This is a genomic window from Limnohabitans sp. MMS-10A-178 (assembly GCF_003063375.1).
Classification (GTDB): domain Bacteria; phylum Pseudomonadota; class Gammaproteobacteria; order Burkholderiales; family Burkholderiaceae_C; genus Limnohabitans_A.
Genome location: NZ_NERY01000002.1, coordinates 246567 through 262436 on the forward strand (window position 1 = coordinate 246567; position 15870 = coordinate 262436).

11 protein-coding genes are annotated in these 15870 nt (G+C 50.1%); 2 read left to right on the forward strand and 9 right to left on the reverse strand.

Annotated features, from left to right (window positions below; genetic code table 11):
• Window positions 1-12 precede the first annotated feature (12 nt).
• Complete coding sequence (locus B9Z32_RS10125) at window positions 13-933, reverse strand: peptidoglycan bridge formation glycyltransferase FemA/FemB family protein (RefSeq protein ID WP_108421304.1); 921 nt, start codon at window positions 931-933, stop codon at window positions 13-15.
• 39 nt (window positions 934-972) lie between these two features.
• Between B9Z32_RS10125 and B9Z32_RS10130 the strand changes: the two genes are divergently transcribed.
• Window positions 973-1173, forward strand: a complete 201-nt coding sequence (locus B9Z32_RS10130; RefSeq protein ID WP_108421305.1) for a hypothetical protein — start codon at window positions 973-975, stop codon at window positions 1171-1173.
• A gap of 9 nt (window positions 1174-1182) precedes the next feature.
• Here the strand turns inward: B9Z32_RS10130 and B9Z32_RS10135 are convergent, their stop codons facing one another.
• The 7 genes from B9Z32_RS10135 to B9Z32_RS10165 form a co-directional block, all read right to left on the reverse strand.
• The gene (locus B9Z32_RS10135) at window positions 1183-2433 is read right to left on the reverse strand and encodes a DUF1501 domain-containing protein (RefSeq protein WP_108421306.1); all 1251 of its coding nucleotides are present in this window, start codon (window positions 2431-2433) and stop codon (window positions 1183-1185) included.
• Window positions 2434-2453: 20 nt separating this feature from the next.
• The gene (locus B9Z32_RS10140; protein WP_108421307.1) at window positions 2454-3998 is read right to left on the reverse strand and encodes a DUF1800 family protein; all 1545 of its coding nucleotides are present in this window, start codon (window positions 3996-3998) and stop codon (window positions 2454-2456) included.
• A 33-nt stretch (window positions 3999-4031) separates the two neighbouring features.
• Window positions 4032-5183 carry a PQQ-dependent sugar dehydrogenase gene (locus B9Z32_RS10145; RefSeq protein ID WP_108421308.1) on the reverse strand — a complete coding sequence of 384 codons (1152 nt, stop codon included), beginning with the start codon at window positions 5181-5183 and terminating at the stop codon, window positions 4032-4034.
• A 69-nt stretch (window positions 5184-5252) separates the two neighbouring features.
• Window positions 5253-7307 carry a S9 family peptidase gene (locus tag B9Z32_RS10150; RefSeq protein WP_108421309.1) on the reverse strand — a complete coding sequence of 685 codons (2055 nt, stop codon included), beginning with the start codon at window positions 7305-7307 and terminating at the stop codon, window positions 5253-5255.
• 115 nt (window positions 7308-7422) lie between these two features.
• Window positions 7423-8418 (reverse strand): hypothetical protein, encoded by a 996-nt coding sequence (locus B9Z32_RS10155; RefSeq protein WP_108421310.1) that lies wholly within the window; start codon window positions 8416-8418, stop codon window positions 7423-7425.
• Window positions 8411-9568 (reverse strand): aspartyl/asparaginyl beta-hydroxylase domain-containing protein, encoded by a 1158-nt coding sequence (locus B9Z32_RS10160; protein WP_108421311.1) that lies wholly within the window; start codon window positions 9566-9568, stop codon window positions 8411-8413. Before B9Z32_RS10160 ends, B9Z32_RS10155 begins: the two co-directional genes overlap by 8 nt.
• Window positions 9569-9666: 98 nt before the next feature.
• Window positions 9667-12261, reverse strand: a complete 2595-nt coding sequence (locus tag B9Z32_RS10165; RefSeq protein ID WP_108421312.1) for a TonB-dependent siderophore receptor — start codon at window positions 12259-12261, stop codon at window positions 9667-9669.
• A gap of 240 nt (window positions 12262-12501) precedes the next feature.
• Here B9Z32_RS10165 and B9Z32_RS10170 point away from each other — a divergent pair, with 240 nt between their 5' ends.
• Window positions 12502-14229, forward strand: a complete 1728-nt coding sequence (locus B9Z32_RS10170; protein WP_108421313.1) for a tannase/feruloyl esterase family alpha/beta hydrolase — start codon at window positions 12502-12504, stop codon at window positions 14227-14229.
• Between the two features lie 10 nt (window positions 14230-14239).
• Here the strand turns inward: B9Z32_RS10170 and guaA are convergent, their stop codons facing one another.
• On the reverse strand, window positions 14240-15853 hold the full coding sequence (guaA, locus tag B9Z32_RS10175; protein WP_108421314.1) for a glutamine-hydrolyzing GMP synthase: 1614 nt from the start codon (window positions 15851-15853) through the stop codon (window positions 14240-14242).
• Window positions 15854-15870 lie beyond the last annotated feature (17 nt).

Genomic DNA, 15870 nt, shown 5'->3' on the forward strand with positions numbered 1-15870 from the left:
AAGTTTCCAAATTCAAATATAAGTGCCAGCCAAGGTCAGAATTTTGCCACCGGTTCGCATCTTAAATCGGGCAACACCTGCGCTTCGTATGGTATTCACGCCCCCCAAGTCCAAAACCCGGATACCCCTTTCGCGCAACTCCTCAATGGCGCGCCACAAAATCAGATGGTGCGCATTCAACTCACGCCCCTGATCAGAGGTCCAGCCCACTTGATAGGTAGCTGCTTTCCCATGAATTAGAAACATCATGGCTGCAATGCGATCTCGGCCTAAGTCGCTTCGGAGCGTCAGAATATTTTTGGCGGGTTGCTTGCGAGATTGAACATACATGTCGAAAAATGGAATGGGCAAACCTTCAAGCTGTTTGTCCACTCTTTGCTGCTTCTCGGTGTCAAGCAGCCACCTGTATTGGCCTTCATTGGTGCCTACACGGTGCACCTTCATTTCACTGGCTTCGGCACCAACCAAACTGGTTCGCCAACGGCCTTCGAGTTGTGCTCTGATGTCAGACATTGGCAGGCTAATGTCCAGCATGACGGTAGACATACCAGACATGATTCTTCGCATAGGATGCAAACCGTGCGCTTGACCTTCGGCCACTTCAGGCGTGATGGCCATGAAGCGAATGCCTTTGAGCGGCAGTGTTTTTTTCAAGGCCTTGTAAACCAAGGATTCGTTTTCGGGCGTGAGGGTTTTGGACCAAATAGGACCTCGCGTACACAGTGCTACTGCCCCAAATTTGCCCCATTTTCTAACAATGAACTGCGCTTGAGCAACTTGCTGACCTTCATCCAATACTCGCGCCCTGAGAACAGGTACTCCTAACAATTTCAAACTCGAGCCATAGTCCCAGGCCTGCTGCAAGGCGCCCGCTGCAGTTTGATGGACAGCATCCCATTGCGCAAGATCGTGCCCGTCCCAATGCACTATCATTGGCGTACCTTTAGGAAGACTGACGTTAAGCGCAACAGCATGCTCAAAAAATTCCTTGAAAAACGACGCGCCCAAACTGTGATGGGCTACAGGCTCAAAGAGCCTCGGCCCACATGGTTGGCTGGATTTTGGGCCGCTGTGTATTTTGGAATGCCATTTTTTCTTTTCACAGTATTACTAGATATTGCCATCGAGTGGTTTTCAGGCAAGTGTTATGGATTGTGGTGCTATTTTCAATAAAATAAGCTACTAAATCTTGAATATTTCATCGAGCTTCTGGTCCCACTTGTAGCCAGGAAATACTTGCGGTATGTCTGTTTTAGACAGTCCCAAACTGGCCACAAGGGTTTGCGCAAATACGGCTCTGAAGTCGTGGTGAACGGGCAAGTCTCTGCCTTCATTGAGTTGGTTTTGGGCCAAACCATCCCATCGCCCGTGCCACCTTCCTCCCTGAACTCGATTTCCCAATAACCACATCACATTGCCATGACCGTGGTCGGTACCCCGTGAACCGTTTTCAGCACAAGTTCGGCCAAATTCGCTCGCCACAATAACCACGTCGTTGGGCTCATTGTAGGCCGATCGCAACTGAATGAGTGTGTTGCTGAGATTGGTTAAATTGTTGGCCAATAAGCCGGTTGCTCCGCCTTGATTGATGTGCGTGTCCCAGCCGCCCGAAGACAAGAATCCAATGCGAAGGTGACGATTTTGTTGCATCAAGATGCCAAGGTGTTTGGCATCCAAAGCCAAGCCCTGAGGCGATCCCGCACCATTGTTGGCAGCTTGCTGCTCATTGCTTGATGCCATGTTGGGCGCTTTGAGCATGTTTGCCGTTGACATTCGGCTATTGGCTCCCTCCAACATGGCACTGGCCATCTTCTCGTGCCCTGCGTACAACTGCAGCACTGCCTCTCGTGTTTTGGTTTCCGCTAGCGTACCTGGCCTTGTTGCTGACAAACCGTTTCCTACCAATTGCACCGGCGCAGGACCCGACAAAATACGAGGACTGCTTTCCCCCACACCCAATGCATGCAGGCCCATTCCATCGCCAACCATGCCTGACAAAACGTTCAGCCATCCAGCAGAAGGAGAACTAGAACCTGGCTTGCCCGTTTCCCAATGGTACTGAGCATCAAAATGAGATCGGCTTGTATCGGGAGAACCTGCGCAGGGAATTGCAGCTAAGACACCTTGCTGCCAAAGGGGTAGCAAACCAGCGCAAGCAGGGTGAAGACCAAAAGTGTCGTCTAGGGTTAAAGCTGTTTTGAGCGTGCCATCTGGTTTGGGAATGGCAATGCTGGGACGCAATTGGTAATACCTGGCATCGCCATGCGGAACCAACATCGACAAACCATCGTAAGCGCCCCGCAAAAACACAAGAACCATTCGACCCGATTGAGAGGGTGCGTCAGCCAAAGCAGGAATGGCAGAAATGGCTGGCAATGAAAATGCGCCCATTCTGAGAGTCTGAAAAATAGCTTGGCGGCGATTGATTCTCATGTGAGCTGCTTTCAAGTTGCTTATTTAAAAACCATTTCAGAACTGCCCAGCACAAAGCCCATTCTTTGTTGGGGCGCTTGATTCATGACAGCTTTCTTGGTGTTGTCTCCCAAGTAGGGGTACAAATCGCTTCTCTCGCCTGCGTTCCTCGAAATGTTGAGTGCAAAGTCAATGCGACGAGTTAAAGCCTCAGGTGTGAACCAGGTATTGGCATTGAAAGAATAGCCATCGGGTGTTTGCCAATTTTGAATGGCATGTCCCGCAACAGCCGAATAGCCAAAGGCTTGCAACCACTTAAAGCGATCTTGCGGCACATTCAAGACACGCAAACTGGCACAAGCAAAGTCATAAGGCGTTCTATACAGCTTGTTCTCTGGATCCCAAAAAGCTGCGTGGTTAAGCATCACTTTCATCACTTGATAAATGTCTCCGCCGCTTGCTAAAAACGTTTTTTCCATCAAATCAATCAAGTCCTGAGGTGGCGAGTCAGCAACAAAATATTCTGCAAGTCTGCGAGAAACGCGTTGGGCAGTTGCAGGATGATTGGCCAAGAAACGAATGGCTTGCTCTCCTTCTGTCATACCTATCGATGCCGCAGAACTTGGAATGCTCTGACCCATCAGTGATTTATTGCCAGATTCATGTAGGCGCATGACAAATTGAAAACCGCTGTCAGATCGTGGCGAGATAGTCCAACCCGTAAAAATTCGAGCAAGTTCACGAACATCGTTTTGGGTATAGCCACCCTGCACGCCCAATGTGTGGAGCTCCATCAATTCACGGGCGTAGTTTTCGTTCAAACCCCGACTATTTTGTCCAGCTCTGACAGATTGCGGACTCACACTCAGCCACTGGTCTAAGTAGTACAACATGGCGGGGTGCTTGGCGCTGGCCAACACTAAATCTTCAAATTTACCCAATGCATGGGCACGGGCCACATGAATGGCATAGTGCCCTGCAAAGGGTCGGACAGGACCCTTTTGTTGGTAGATGTTGAAATGGTTAAACCAAAACTCAGTCATCCTTGCCAGGAGTGGCTGTTCGACATCGTCATTGCTGCAACTGGCCAAGCGCCAAGCAATGGCCTTGTTAACTTGGGTGCGATTGTAAAAAAGTGGGTCAGGCTCTTCTTGAAAATGAAAGCGTTTTTCGTTGGCCACGAATTCATTGATGCGAGTTCCGGCTGGTACTGAAGCGCGAGCTTCGCGTTCTTTTCGTGCGCCATCAAAGATCGTTGGCAGTGGGTCGTTAATGGATGCCAAGTCGGGTGGAAGCTTGGGGGCTTCTAAGCTGGCTTTGCGCGCTGCGTCCAATTGAGCCAAGGCCCAATTTTTGGGCTGTCCATTGGATTTGAGATCAGCCAACAATGCTGGAGAAGGACCATAGGTAAGTCGGTTGATGGCTCGCCATTCTGCTGCTGCGCCTTGAATCTGAATAGAACTCAAGGGCAATGACGCGGTTTGGGGCGCTAAAGGTTTTTGAGCGCAACCCCATAGGCTCAGAAGCAAACAAATTACCAAGGCAAGTTGAGAAGGCAAACCAGGTTTGAGTTGAAAGCCATTCATGTGATTCAATCAGAGTGATTCAAGTTAGAACTCTCAGGGCTTGGCTGGCTCAATTCTGAGCAAAGCGCCCTGTACGTCATCTGTCAACAAATAGACCAGGCCATCGGGCCCCATGCGCACATCCCGAATGCGTCCAGGCCGACCTTGGAACAGACGTTCTTCGCTCACAACCTTTTCCCCATCGAGGCTTAGCCGAACCAGCATCTGACCGCGCAAGGCGCCCACCAGCAAACTGCCCTGCCACTGGGGGAACTGAGAACCACTGACAAAAGCCATGCCCGATGGCGCAATGGACGGCACCCACACCTTCACTGCTTGCACCATACCTTGCTTTTCCTGACCCTCACCAATTTTGGTACCCAGACCATAGTTCACGCCATGCGTGATCACGGGCCAGCCATAATTCAAGCCCGAGCGCATCACGTTGACCTCATCACCACCTTGAGGCCCGTGTTCATGCGTCCAGAGTTCGCCAGTTTGAGGGTGCAAGGCCGCACCTTGCATGTTGCGATTGCCTAGTGTCCATTTTTCAGGCAATGCCCCTGCCCTTTTGACAAAGGGATTGTTGTCAGGCACACGCCCATCATCGTGCAAGCGAATGACAGAGCCAGCGTGGTCGTCAAATTTTTGGGCTCGGTCTTTGTCGCCACGATCACCTAAGGTGAGATACACAAAACCTGATTGATCGAAAACAATTCGTCCACCGAAATGAAACCCAGAACGCGTTTTGGGCTGCATGCTAAAAATCACTTGGACGTCTGTCATGCGCTGACCTTGAAGCTTGCCCCTGGCCAGTGCTGTGCCCCAGCCACCCGGTCCTGGCGCGTTATAAGCCCAATAGATCCAACCGTTTTGCGCATACTGAGGATGCAAAACCACGTCGAACAAGCCGCCTTGGCCGTGAGAAATTACTTCTGGCAAACCATCAATGGGTTTGGGGTCTAACTTGAAATCAGAACTCACCAAACGCAAGCGCCCGGCCCTTTCAGTGATCAAAAATCGACCGTCTGGCAAAAAGGCAACAGACCATGGGTTCTCAAGACCCGATACCAAAGTGGAAATTCGAAAAGCGTGTTTCTCGGATTGCACCACTGCAGATTTATCTTGCGCCCCTGCATGAAGGCACAAGGTGCTAAAAATGCATGAGGCAGATAAAAAGAGGGCTTTAAAAGAATGAGATTTCATAAGTTGCGATGATAAACGTCAGCTTATTTTTCGCAAGTTAATTAGGCTCATTCTTTTAAGCAATGCGCTTCATTTTGGTAGCGCAGTTTCCAAAAACTGAAGCATGCCCTCAAACAAGCGGATATTGTTGGCGGTGACACCGTATCCGTGTCCCTCCCCCTTGCCCACGAAATATTCCTTGACGGGATTTCCGGAGGCTCGCAGTGCGTCAGCCATTCGGACTGCCTGCGAAGGCGGTGTGCGTGTATCTCGCTCTCCCACATACATGAAAACTGGCACCTTGATCTTGTCGGCATGATGGATGGGAGATATGCTTTTTGCAATGGGATCATCAATGGAATTGACTCCGATCACCCGCAACCAGTATGCCCTTGCAGACTGGCTCGCAGAATAGTCCGCATTGGTATGCTGAAAAGGTAAATCTGTAACAGGCAGACCTGAGATGGCGCAACTAAAAGGATTGCTTGGCCTAACCAAGGCTTGCAAAGCTGCGTAACCACCGTAACTGGCACCCGAGATGCACAATCTTTTTGGATCGGCAAAGCCTTGCGCAACGGCCCAAGTCACAGCGTCTTCGTGGTCATCGAGCATTTGCCGACCGTAAGTTCCAAAGCCTGCGTAGTAGATGGAAGAGCCGAGTTCAGGTGTGATTCGAAAGTTGGGTAGAACCACCGCATAACCCCTTGAGGCCAACACTTGAGCTTCTAAGACACCAAAAGAAGACCCAAATCGGCCACCGGAAACCACATCCCTTGCAAATGGGCCTCCATGAATGTGGAAGATAGTGGCGAGTTTGTCACCTTGCTTGTAATTGGGTGGCAATACGTAAAAAGAAGGTATTTCCAAGCCATCTCTGGTTTTGAGGCGGAAGGGGCGAACTGCTGCAAGTTTTCCTTCTAGCCATGGGCGTGAGGGTCCAATTTCTTCCAAGCGTTTTGCTTCAGAGTCAAAAAGATAGAACTTTCCAGGTGAACGGTCCGAGAAAGAGGACACCACCAAGCGTTTTCTGGGCGCCGAAATGAGGTTGGTTCTTCCTGGCAATGACGCATCCACTGAAGCTTGCATCTTTGCAGCTTCCTCATCCAGCCAGACCGTCTGAAGTGTGTCGGCATCAATCCTGATGCCAATCAGTCGTCCACTGACTGGGTCTCGAATGAGGCTTGAAAGGGGTTCACCCTGAGGCGAAGCACCAAGATCGTACTGGGGATGTTCTGCGACCAATTCAAGAATTTGCTGCTTTTCGGGGTCGTACCTGAAGATTGCCATGTTGGCTCGACCTTCGTTGGACGAGATCAAGAGGGTCTTGCCGTCAGGCTCAATGGCCAGAGGCACAAAAGCTGGCGGCTTGGTAGCGTCAAAGCGATTGATCTCCTTCCATGGAGATTCAACATTAGCTCGATAGTAAGTGTGTATCAAGTTACTGCTACCGCGGCCCGAAGCCACTGCAACCAATGGCGCATTTTTGGAGTCTAAGATCCAGCGCGAGATGCCGTTGGCAGGCCTACCGGCGGTCAATAGTCGGTAACGGCCAGTTAGGAGGTTTAGACGGTAAAGCTCAAACGAGTCATCGGTTCCAATTGCGCCGGCTGCAATAATTTCATCAGTTGTGCCGGGGATGGAGGCTTGGTAACGCAGTGCCACAAAGCCACCAGTTTCGTTTCTTCTGAGCTGTGCGGCAGTATTGGCAAGTTGGCGAAAGTCTTTGCCCTCCCTAGACACTGTGAACAGTCCGCCGGCATTGGGGGCTTCTTGGCCAGAAGGTTTGTTGATTTCGATGGCAGAGAAAACCAAGCGCTCGTCACCCACCCACCTGACTTGGCCGACATCAATGTCATTGAAATTTGTGATCCCAGACGAGCTGCGCTTTTCAAGGTCGATGATGACCAGATTAAGGCGCCCCGAAATTGCCCTAGTTGTTGCCAAATAGCGCCCACTGGGTGACGCAAGCATTTCGGTGTACTGAGGACGCCTGACAAATTCTTCAATCGCAGGAAGGGCCGTGGTAGCTGTGGTAGCTGTGGGGGATGTCTGTGCCTGCAAGTGTCCCAAGGGATAAAGAGAAAAAATCCCCAAAGCAACTGTCAATGCAATTCGCGCCTTTTGCGCAACATGGTCATACTTCATCGAGCCTGCTCCTTCAAAAAAAATACGTCCAGTGAATACGGCAAAAACGACTTCACTGGGCTGAATAAGTAAAATCTATGTAGATAGTATAAATGCTACATCAAAAAGTCAAGTGTCAAATTGATTTAACAAGCTTGTGAGCATCCAATGTCCATGCCACAGTACCCAAAGAGCACTCAAGAAGGCTTACATGGATAGGATCAAACCCATTCAAAGTGAGCTCATGCGCAATGGCATCTATGCCTGATTGATCCAGCGCGCAAGACCTCATGGCCGTCAGCCGCGACCTTTCGGCTTCGTACAAAACGCGAAGTGTCTTTAGGTGTTCTTGGGCGGCGCCTAGTGTTTCCTCCGATACAGCTTGCACCATGTCTCGGGATATCACAAGCCAGTTAAGCAAGACACTCTGAGCATCGCTGCGCTCATCAAGAACCGTCTTCATTCGATTGACGGATTGATTAAAGGCATCACGAACCTCAACGCCATGCATCATTCGAGCGACCGGATCTGCAGGGGCAGTTACCTTCGATTTCAGCAAAGCAGATACTAGCTCGGGAAAGCCCAGTTCATCGAGAATGAGGTTGAGATCAGATAAACCAAGCGCTGACTGTCGATCAATCACCGATCCTTGGACATGCACAACCGCATGTAACCTCCCCCCCTTTTCTAGCCAGGAGGCGCAGCCTTGTGCGATGTGTTCATGGCTCACATATTCCAGGCCAAAGTTGCTGACAATGGCGTTTGCATGGTGCTCCGAAGCAGACAAGTTCTCCCATGGCACACCGAATTTGCCTGTCACAAAAGGAAGGTCACTGACAGAAGTTGAAGGAATTTGGGCTTGGTCCACACACAACCATTGAGTGGCAGATGCAGGCCTTTGGTGCTCACTGTCTATTGAGGCAAAAAGTCTGGAAAGCACAGCAGGCCCACTGCCAATGTCAACAATATTCGAGCTTTCAAATATCCAAGACTTCTGCTCAAACCAGTGCTCGCGCAATGCAACTGCAGCGGGATCAGAGCCCAGAAGATTCCAAGAGGGAAGCACGGTCTGACTCCAGAGTTGAGACCAAGGATCAGTGCTTGTGACTTCAGAGCTTTTTAAATCAGACATTTTCAGGCTCCGCAGGTAAAAATTGATCGCGTTCAATGGATGAAATCGCTTTGATTAAGTTGGAAAAAACCTCTCTCTCCACCATGCTGAGGTTGGGATGCCAAGCATCCATCAATAAGATGCCTCGCCGCTTGTCAGAAGGGTTCAAGGCGCTGTGTTCAAAGGTGTCATCAAATACCAAGGGTTCGCCCTCTTTCCAATAATGGCGCCCCACATTGGTCAACTCCAAATAGCAACCATCTGGAACTCGCAAGGGCAAGTGCACAACCACGCGGGCATTGGTCACCCCAAAGTGCGGCTCAATACGGGAGCCAGGTTGCAGCACGGAAAAACAAATTTCTGGCGACTGGCCATCAATGCGACAAAGGTCGATAGATTCCAATACCTTGGAGGTGTTTGGACATTTCTGCTGGGCCGCCTCAAAACGAGTTCCATGACGGTAAAAGAAAAATGCGTCCCATGATGCTTTTTCGTTGCCCGAAACATAAGTCTTCAAATCGTTTTGGCCAGTATGTCCCATGAAAGGCTTTAAGACCTGTTGGTCATTCATCAGTTCATCGAATTCAGCCTGAATGTCAAGAAAAGCGCTTTTCAGCGTTGGCACGATCGGATGGCTTTGAGCGTCTAGAAATCCACCCGTATCCAGTCCGGGGATGTAAATCACTTTGGGCTGTTGAGTGGCAAAGGACGAGAAAACATTGGCCTCTCCCAAGTAACCACTCAAGGCTCGATTGATTCGAAAATATTCTTTAGATTCAATATTATTAGAGCTTTTGTTAATAGATTGCTTGAGGTATTTTGTCCTCAAATCTCGCATTTTGGTAGACATGGCTCGAAAAAGCTGTTCATCGCCAAACCCCAAAATTGCCATTGCTTCTGCATCAAGCATATCGGCACGATTTCTAGCTGCTCTATTCCAACTATTAAGAGCAGAGGTAGCTTGTTCAGAATTAGCCATCCATGTTGCGTGGGCCATTGCCAGATAGGAAAGACCTGGTCCAGACCCCTCAAGCGATAAGAACTGATCAATCACCTCTAAGCGATCGGGGCCTGATTCACGAGAGGATTGAACAATATGTTTCAACGACTTTTGCCAGCCATCCGTCTGGGCAAGCACAGAATTTAAGCTCTGGCGAACTTCATCAACCATCGAGGTCTCCAAGGGAAACAAAAAATGCAAAAAACCAGCTTCGAATGAAAAAGGGGGACCCAGAGGGTCCCCCGTAAGTTCAAGAAACGACTTGATCCTTATAGCGCCTGTGTAAGGCGGAAGTACACCTGACGGCCGAGAGCATCATACAAGCTGAAGTTCCAAGGACGGCCATCATAAGTGATGAGCTGTGGCAACTTGCCTTCAAGGTTACGCACGCCAACCGAGACTGTGGTCTTGGTGGGGTGGCGGTAAGTGACGCTCAGATTGGTCGTCATGTAAGCTTTGGTGTGTGTGCTTGCTGCACCCAAGTTCTGGGCTGCGATGTGATTGAATGACAAAGCAGTTTGAACGCGTTGGTAAGTCCACATGTTGGACAAGCTCCAGCGTGTGCCAGGATTGCCCTGATAACCAATCAGATTTTCACCATCATTAATTGTGTACGAATTAACGTTGCTGTACTGAAGCAGGTTCTGCAAGCGACCCATGTCACCCAGTTTGAAGTCGGTTCTAGCAGTGAGGTCATAACCGTTGGTGTCAACAGTACCCTCATTCACTGAGCCCCTTACAAGTGAGGTAATAGCGCCAGTAGCTGGGTCGCGATTGACTGCAAAAGATGGTGGCAGAGGACCTAAGGTGGGGTTCAGTCTCCGATTGATCACAGTCTGTGCAGACAAAGAGGCAATACGGTTTTCGATGCCGATATTGTAAGCATCTGCAGTCAGGCTAATCCAATTGACTGGCTTAAAGATCACACCAAATGACTTCTGTTTAGAAGTCTCGGGGCCAAGAAGACCGTTTGCAATGACTGTGCCGTCTACCTGAATTTGAGGCTTAACACCTGCTTTGCCGCCCCAGTTGTTACACTGCGTGAGCGTATAACCGTAGGACATGCAGGTAGCGTCGTCAGTGATTGAATCCGCAGAGAAAGAAGGCTTCTGGGTCAAAATATCAAGCGTCGGCACACGGAATCCCTCAGAGACAGATCCACGAACTGTCAATGTGGGCATTGGCTGCCAGCGAGCAGAAATCTTGGGAGAATCTGCAGTAGCGTTTCCGCCAGGGCCATTTTTGTAGGTGTCTCTGCGGGCTGCAACGTTCATTTCAAGATTCTTCAGCACGGGCAAGGAAACTTCGAAGAAAGAAGAGACCGAATCACGAGATCCTGCACTTGAGTTACCAGCGGAGCCTTCAATAATGCCAGCTTCTGACTGTGGATCGTATTGATCAGAGAATTTCTCTCTGCGGGCTTCAAAACCCACCAATGCCATTACATTGCGGCCATCAATCTTAGCCAGTGGCTTAGAGACAGTGGCAAAAGTTTCTTGTGAATCCCAGATACTTTCGCGTGCGAGGGTTGCCTTAATTGAGTTCAGAATATCGGCGGAGTTACCGAATGGATCCATGATGTTGTAGCCACCCACCTTGTTGAGAGATTGCTCAAGCAGCGGGCGAACAATGTAGCCTCTTCCCAGCTCTAGATATTTGTACTTTTCAGATCTGAAGCCTGCGTCAACATTGACATCACCAAAAATGGTACCTCTGGTACCACCCATGAATGAACTTACAAGAGAGTCGGTGCTGGTATCACGTGAGCCAGCAGCCGCCATACGGTGGCGAAGGGCAAGACCATTAGGACTTGCAGCTGCCAAACCGGGTGTAGCGCCTGTAATTGCAAGGTATGCAGGACTGGTAGGGGAAAGAATAGCGTTTACTGGGGTGGCTGCATAGCGACCAAAACTATCGATGTTGCTTGCGCTAACGGATGAATAAATAGTCCAATCGTCATTGACGTTGAATTCGCCGTTGACGAAGAGAGACTTGTTTCCGATGGCAGCTTCGTTTGCAGCGGAAGCGTTGAAATTGAAGGAGCACAGGTTAGTGGCCGTACCTGGGGCAGTATTCCAAAAGTCTCCTTGAGTACATCCAAAACCAGGAACTGCCGCAAATGCGCCAGTAGCACCAGTGCCACTGGCGTTCAATTTCGCGTAGTTATTACCGAAACTAGAAACGCCTTTTACATCGCCACCAATTTGATTACGGGTAAAAATCATTTCGCGCTTGTTCAATGAAGCGCCAGCGAACAAACGACCAAGGGAACCAGATGTACCCATTAAGAGCGACATTTCTCTTGTGTCACCACCAACGACTGATGGATTGCCGCTGCCGTAGTTAAATTGAACGCCGTTGAAGTTTTTGCGAGTGATCACGTTAACCACGCCGCCGATAGCGTCCGTTCCATAGATAGCAGATGCGCCATCACTCAGGATTTCAATTCGCTCAACCGCAGCCAAAGGAATTTGGTTCAAGTCTTGTACTGAACCAGTATAAGGAGCTTTAGAAATACGACGACCGTCTACCAGAACCAAAGTACGGTTGGAACCCAGACCGCGCAGGTCAATGTCTGACAAGGCTTGAGCAGAGTTACCAGACTGGGGCTTTGTATTGCCAAAGGATGAGAAGTTTGAATCGCGAAGCAGCTCAGCCACAGAAATTTGACCGCTTGCCTCAATGGCTGTTCGGTCAATGATGGTGACTGGTGAGGCACCTTCAGTTGCTGCAGTCTTCAGGCGCGAACCAGTGATCACAAGTTGGTTGTCTGTAGAAGCGGCTTGCTGAGCGAAAGCGCTGGGTGCAATCAATGCTCCTAGGGCTAACATGCAGGCCGTGGTGATTTTTGTCTTTTTTAGCATTCGCACTGTTCGAACTCCTAAATGTTGTTGAAATGAATAGCCAAAGTTAAATGTGTCAATTTGATAAAATTAGCTACTTTGTTACTTTAATACACCACTTTTAATAAAGTCAACAAAATTTAATTTAATTAGGGTAAGTGTTATATTTCTCCCACTTAGAAGTAAAGAGCGATCTTTTTTGGCATGCAAATTTAACCAATTTGTAAGCTCGTGTTTCCCTAAAAGAACAGGAGACAATTCATGTTACTGAAAAGCTCTTTGACTGCCATCGCAATCATGGCACTTGCTGGTTGTAGTTCCATTGGCTTAAGCGATGCGCCCCCACAACTTTCCCCCGCCAAGGGCGCTGCCCTTGTCCAATGCAGCAGTTTGCTGAGCTTTAGCTTCAGCAACACCAAAATAACGGCTGCCCGCGAAGTAGCCTCTGGCGTTCTCAAAAATGCGGGTCAACCCTTAGCTGAACACTGCCAAGTCTCTGGACATATGAATCAGCGCATCAGTCCTGTAGATGGTCAAACCTATGCCATTGGTTTTGAAATGCGTCTGCCACGAGATTGGAGCGGTCGATTTCTATTCCAAGGCAATGGCGGAACCGACGGCAACGTTGTAACTGCAGACGGTGGCTCTTCCATGGGCAGCGGCGGCCTTTTACGCAACGGCTTGCAGCATGGCTTTGCCATTATCAGCTCCGATGCCGGACATACTGCCGCTCAAAACCCTCTCTTCGGACGGGATCCTCAAGCCCGACTGGACTACGGTTACCAAGCTGTCGGATCACTGACCCCTATGGCCAAAGCGCTGATTCAAGCAGCTTATGGCAAAGGCCCCGATCGCTCCTACATTGGTGGCACCTCCAACGGCGGCCGTCATGCTTTGGTGGCAGCTTCGCGCTACGCCAAAGATTACGACGGAATTCTTGCCAACGCACCTGGCATTTATCTGCCCAGGGCCTCCGTGGCCAATCTATCGCATGTCAAGCGCTGGGACTCCGTGGCTACCAGCAAAACGAGCAATGGGCTACCTGACTACGAGTCTGCACTTCCCATGGTGGAACGTCGGCTGATTGCCAATGCCATCCTCGCTCATTGCGATGCTTTAGATGGCGCCGTAGATGGCTTGGTACAAGACGCTCAAGCTTGCCGCAAAGCTTTTGACATCCATCGGGATGTACCGAGTTGTCAAGGACAAAGGGATGGCTCTTGCCTAACCGATGCACAGAAGAGTGTCATTTCTGCTGTTTACGCACCAGTAAAGCGTGCCAATGGAGAACTCTTTTATGCGGGCTTTCCGTTTGATCCTGGTATTGCACATCCAGGCTGGGGAGAGTGGAAATTTCGCAATTCGGTTCGCACCGCACGCAACCCCGTTTCTGTGGGCTACATTTTCTCTACCCCTCCCAACCCCGACTTAAGCATGGCGACCGACACGTCAAGAGCAGCGGCCTATGCGCTCAGCTTTGACTTCGAGCGCGAGGCTCCCAAAATCTTTGCAACAGACGCTCTTAATAAGGAAAGTGGCCTAGCATTGATGTCACCTCCCAATGCCACACAGTTGAATGAACTTCGCAACAGAGGCGGCAAGATCATTGTGGTTCATGGTACGTCCGACCCCATTTTCTCCATTGACGATACCGCTGCGTGGTATCAGGCACTTGACGCTCACCATGGCGGTAAGGCCAACCGTTTTGCTAGATTTTTCCCAGTGCCGGGTATGGGGCACTCTCGAGGCGGACCCGCTACAGACCAGTTCGATGCGTTGAGTGCGTTGGTCGATTGGGTAGAGCTGGGCAAAGCACCCGAAAGCATTTTGGCTGCCTCAAGAGGTCCGGGCAATGTGGGCGGTGCCAATGCCGATGTGCCAAGCACGTGGCCAAGCAACCGAACACGACCCTTGTGCCCCTATCCTTTGGTGGCTCGATACAAATCAGGCGACAAAGAGCAGGCAAGCAGTTACCAATGCACTCAATAAGGTTGAGGCCTTATTCCCACTCAATGGTGGCGGGCGGTTTGCTGCTCACGTCATAGGTTACTCGGTTGATACCGCGCACTTCATTGATGATGCGACCCGAAACTTTCTTCAGCAAGGCATAAGGCAATTCTGCCCAATCGGCTGTCATAAAGTCGGAGGTCTGAACGGCGCGCAATGCCACCACATAATCGTAAGTGCGGCCATCGCCCATCACACCAACGCTCTTCACCGGTAAAAACACCGTGAAGGCTTGGCTAGTGAGGTCGTACCATGACTTGCCTTTGTCGTCGGTGAAGTTGCGCAATTCTTCGATGAAGATGGCATCGGCGCGTCGCAGCAAATCTGCATATTCTTTTTTCACTTCGCCCAAAATGCGCACGCCCAAACCGGGGCCTGGGAAGGGGTGGCGATAAACCATCTCGCGTGGCAAGCCTAGAGCAACACCAAGTTCGCGCACTTCATCTTTAAAGAGTTCGCGCAATGGCTCTAACAATTTCAAACCCAATTGCTCTGGCAAACCGCCCACGTTGTGGTGGCTTTTGATGGTGACAGCTTTCTTACTTTTGGCACCCCCCGATTCAATGACGTCTGGGTAAATGGTGCCCTGCGCCAAGAAACTTGCGCCCTTGTGACCGCCAGTGCCCGCTTTCAATTTGGCCGCTTCGTCTTTGAACACATCAACAAACAAGCCACCAATGATTTTGCGTTTTTGTTCAGGTTCACTGACACCGGCCAACTTGCCTAAAAACAAATCGCTGGCATTGACGCGAATAACGCGCGCATGCAATTTGCCCTCGAACATTTCCATGACCATATCGCCTTCGTTCAAACGCAAAAGCCCATGGTCTACAAATACACAAGTAAGCTGATCGCCAATGGCGCGGTGAATGAGGGCCGCTGCCACAGAAGAATCGACACCACCAGACAAGCCCAAAATGACTTCTTCATCGCCAACTTGTTCGCGAATTTTGGCAACGGCTTCTTCGATGTAATTGCCCATGATCCAATCGGGGCTTGCTTTGCAAATGTCCAGAACAAATCGATTCAAAAGCGCTTGGCCTTGAATGGTGTGCGTCACTTCTGGGTGAAACTGCACCGCATAAAATCGTCGCGCTTCATCGGCCATGCCCGCAATAGGACAAGCTGGCGTAGAGGCCATCACTTTGAATCCTGCAGGCAGTTGAGTAACCTTGTCGCCATGGCTCATCCACACCTTGAGCATGCCGTGACCTTCTGGCGTGGCAAAGTCTTCAATGCCCTTAAGTAGTTCTGTATGACCATGCGCTCGCACTTCAGCATAGCCAAATTCACGGGTCTGACCAGCTTCTACTTTGCCGCCCAACTGCTCAGCCATGGTTTGCATGCCATAGCAAATACCCAGAACAGGTATTCCCAATTCAAACACAGCATCAGGTGCGCGATCGTCTACTTCGTAAACGCTGGCGTGTGAACCCGACAAAATAATGCCTTTAAGGTTGCCGTCTTTGGCGTAATCACGAACCCAGTCGCTGGTGACATCGCATGGATGCACTTCACAAAACACATGGGCTTCTCGAACGCGGCGCGCAATGAGTTGCGTCACTTGTGAGCCAAAGTCGAGGATCAGAATTTTGGAGTGCTGCATGGAACGGTCAGTATCAA

Coding starts and splice junctions, on each gene's coding strand:
- B9Z32_RS10165 (WP_108421312.1), bottom strand. CDS start 12,261: ATGCTAAAAAAGACAAAAATCACCACGGCCTGCATGTTAGCCCTAGGA.
- B9Z32_RS10145 (WP_108421308.1), bottom strand. CDS start 5,183: ATGAAATCTCATTCTTTTAAAGCCCTCTTTTTATCTGCCTCATGCATT.
- B9Z32_RS10135 (WP_108421306.1), bottom strand. CDS start 2,433: ATGAGAATCAATCGCCGCCAAGCTATTTTTCAGACTCTCAGAATGGGC.
- B9Z32_RS10155 (WP_108421310.1), bottom strand. CDS start 8,418: ATGTCTGATTTAAAAAGCTCTGAAGTCACAAGCACTGATCCTTGGTCT.
- B9Z32_RS10140 (WP_108421307.1), bottom strand. CDS start 3,998: ATGAATGGCTTTCAACTCAAACCTGGTTTGCCTTCTCAACTTGCCTTG.
- B9Z32_RS10170 (WP_108421313.1), top strand. CDS start 12,502: ATGTTACTGAAAAGCTCTTTGACTGCCATCGCAATCATGGCACTTGCT.
- guaA (WP_108421314.1), bottom strand. CDS start 15,853: ATGCAGCACTCCAAAATTCTGATCCTCGACTTTGGCTCACAAGTGACG.
- B9Z32_RS10125 (WP_108421304.1), bottom strand. CDS start 933: ATGATAGTGCATTGGGACGGGCACGATCTTGCGCAATGGGATGCTGTC.
- B9Z32_RS10150 (WP_108421309.1), bottom strand. CDS start 7,307: ATGAAGTATGACCATGTTGCGCAAAAGGCGCGAATTGCATTGACAGTT.
- B9Z32_RS10130 (WP_108421305.1), top strand. CDS start 973: ATGCTCAAAAAATTCCTTGAAAAACGACGCGCCCAAACTGTGATGGGC.
- B9Z32_RS10160 (WP_108421311.1), bottom strand. CDS start 9,568: ATGGTTGATGAAGTTCGCCAGAGCTTAAATTCTGTGCTTGCCCAGACG.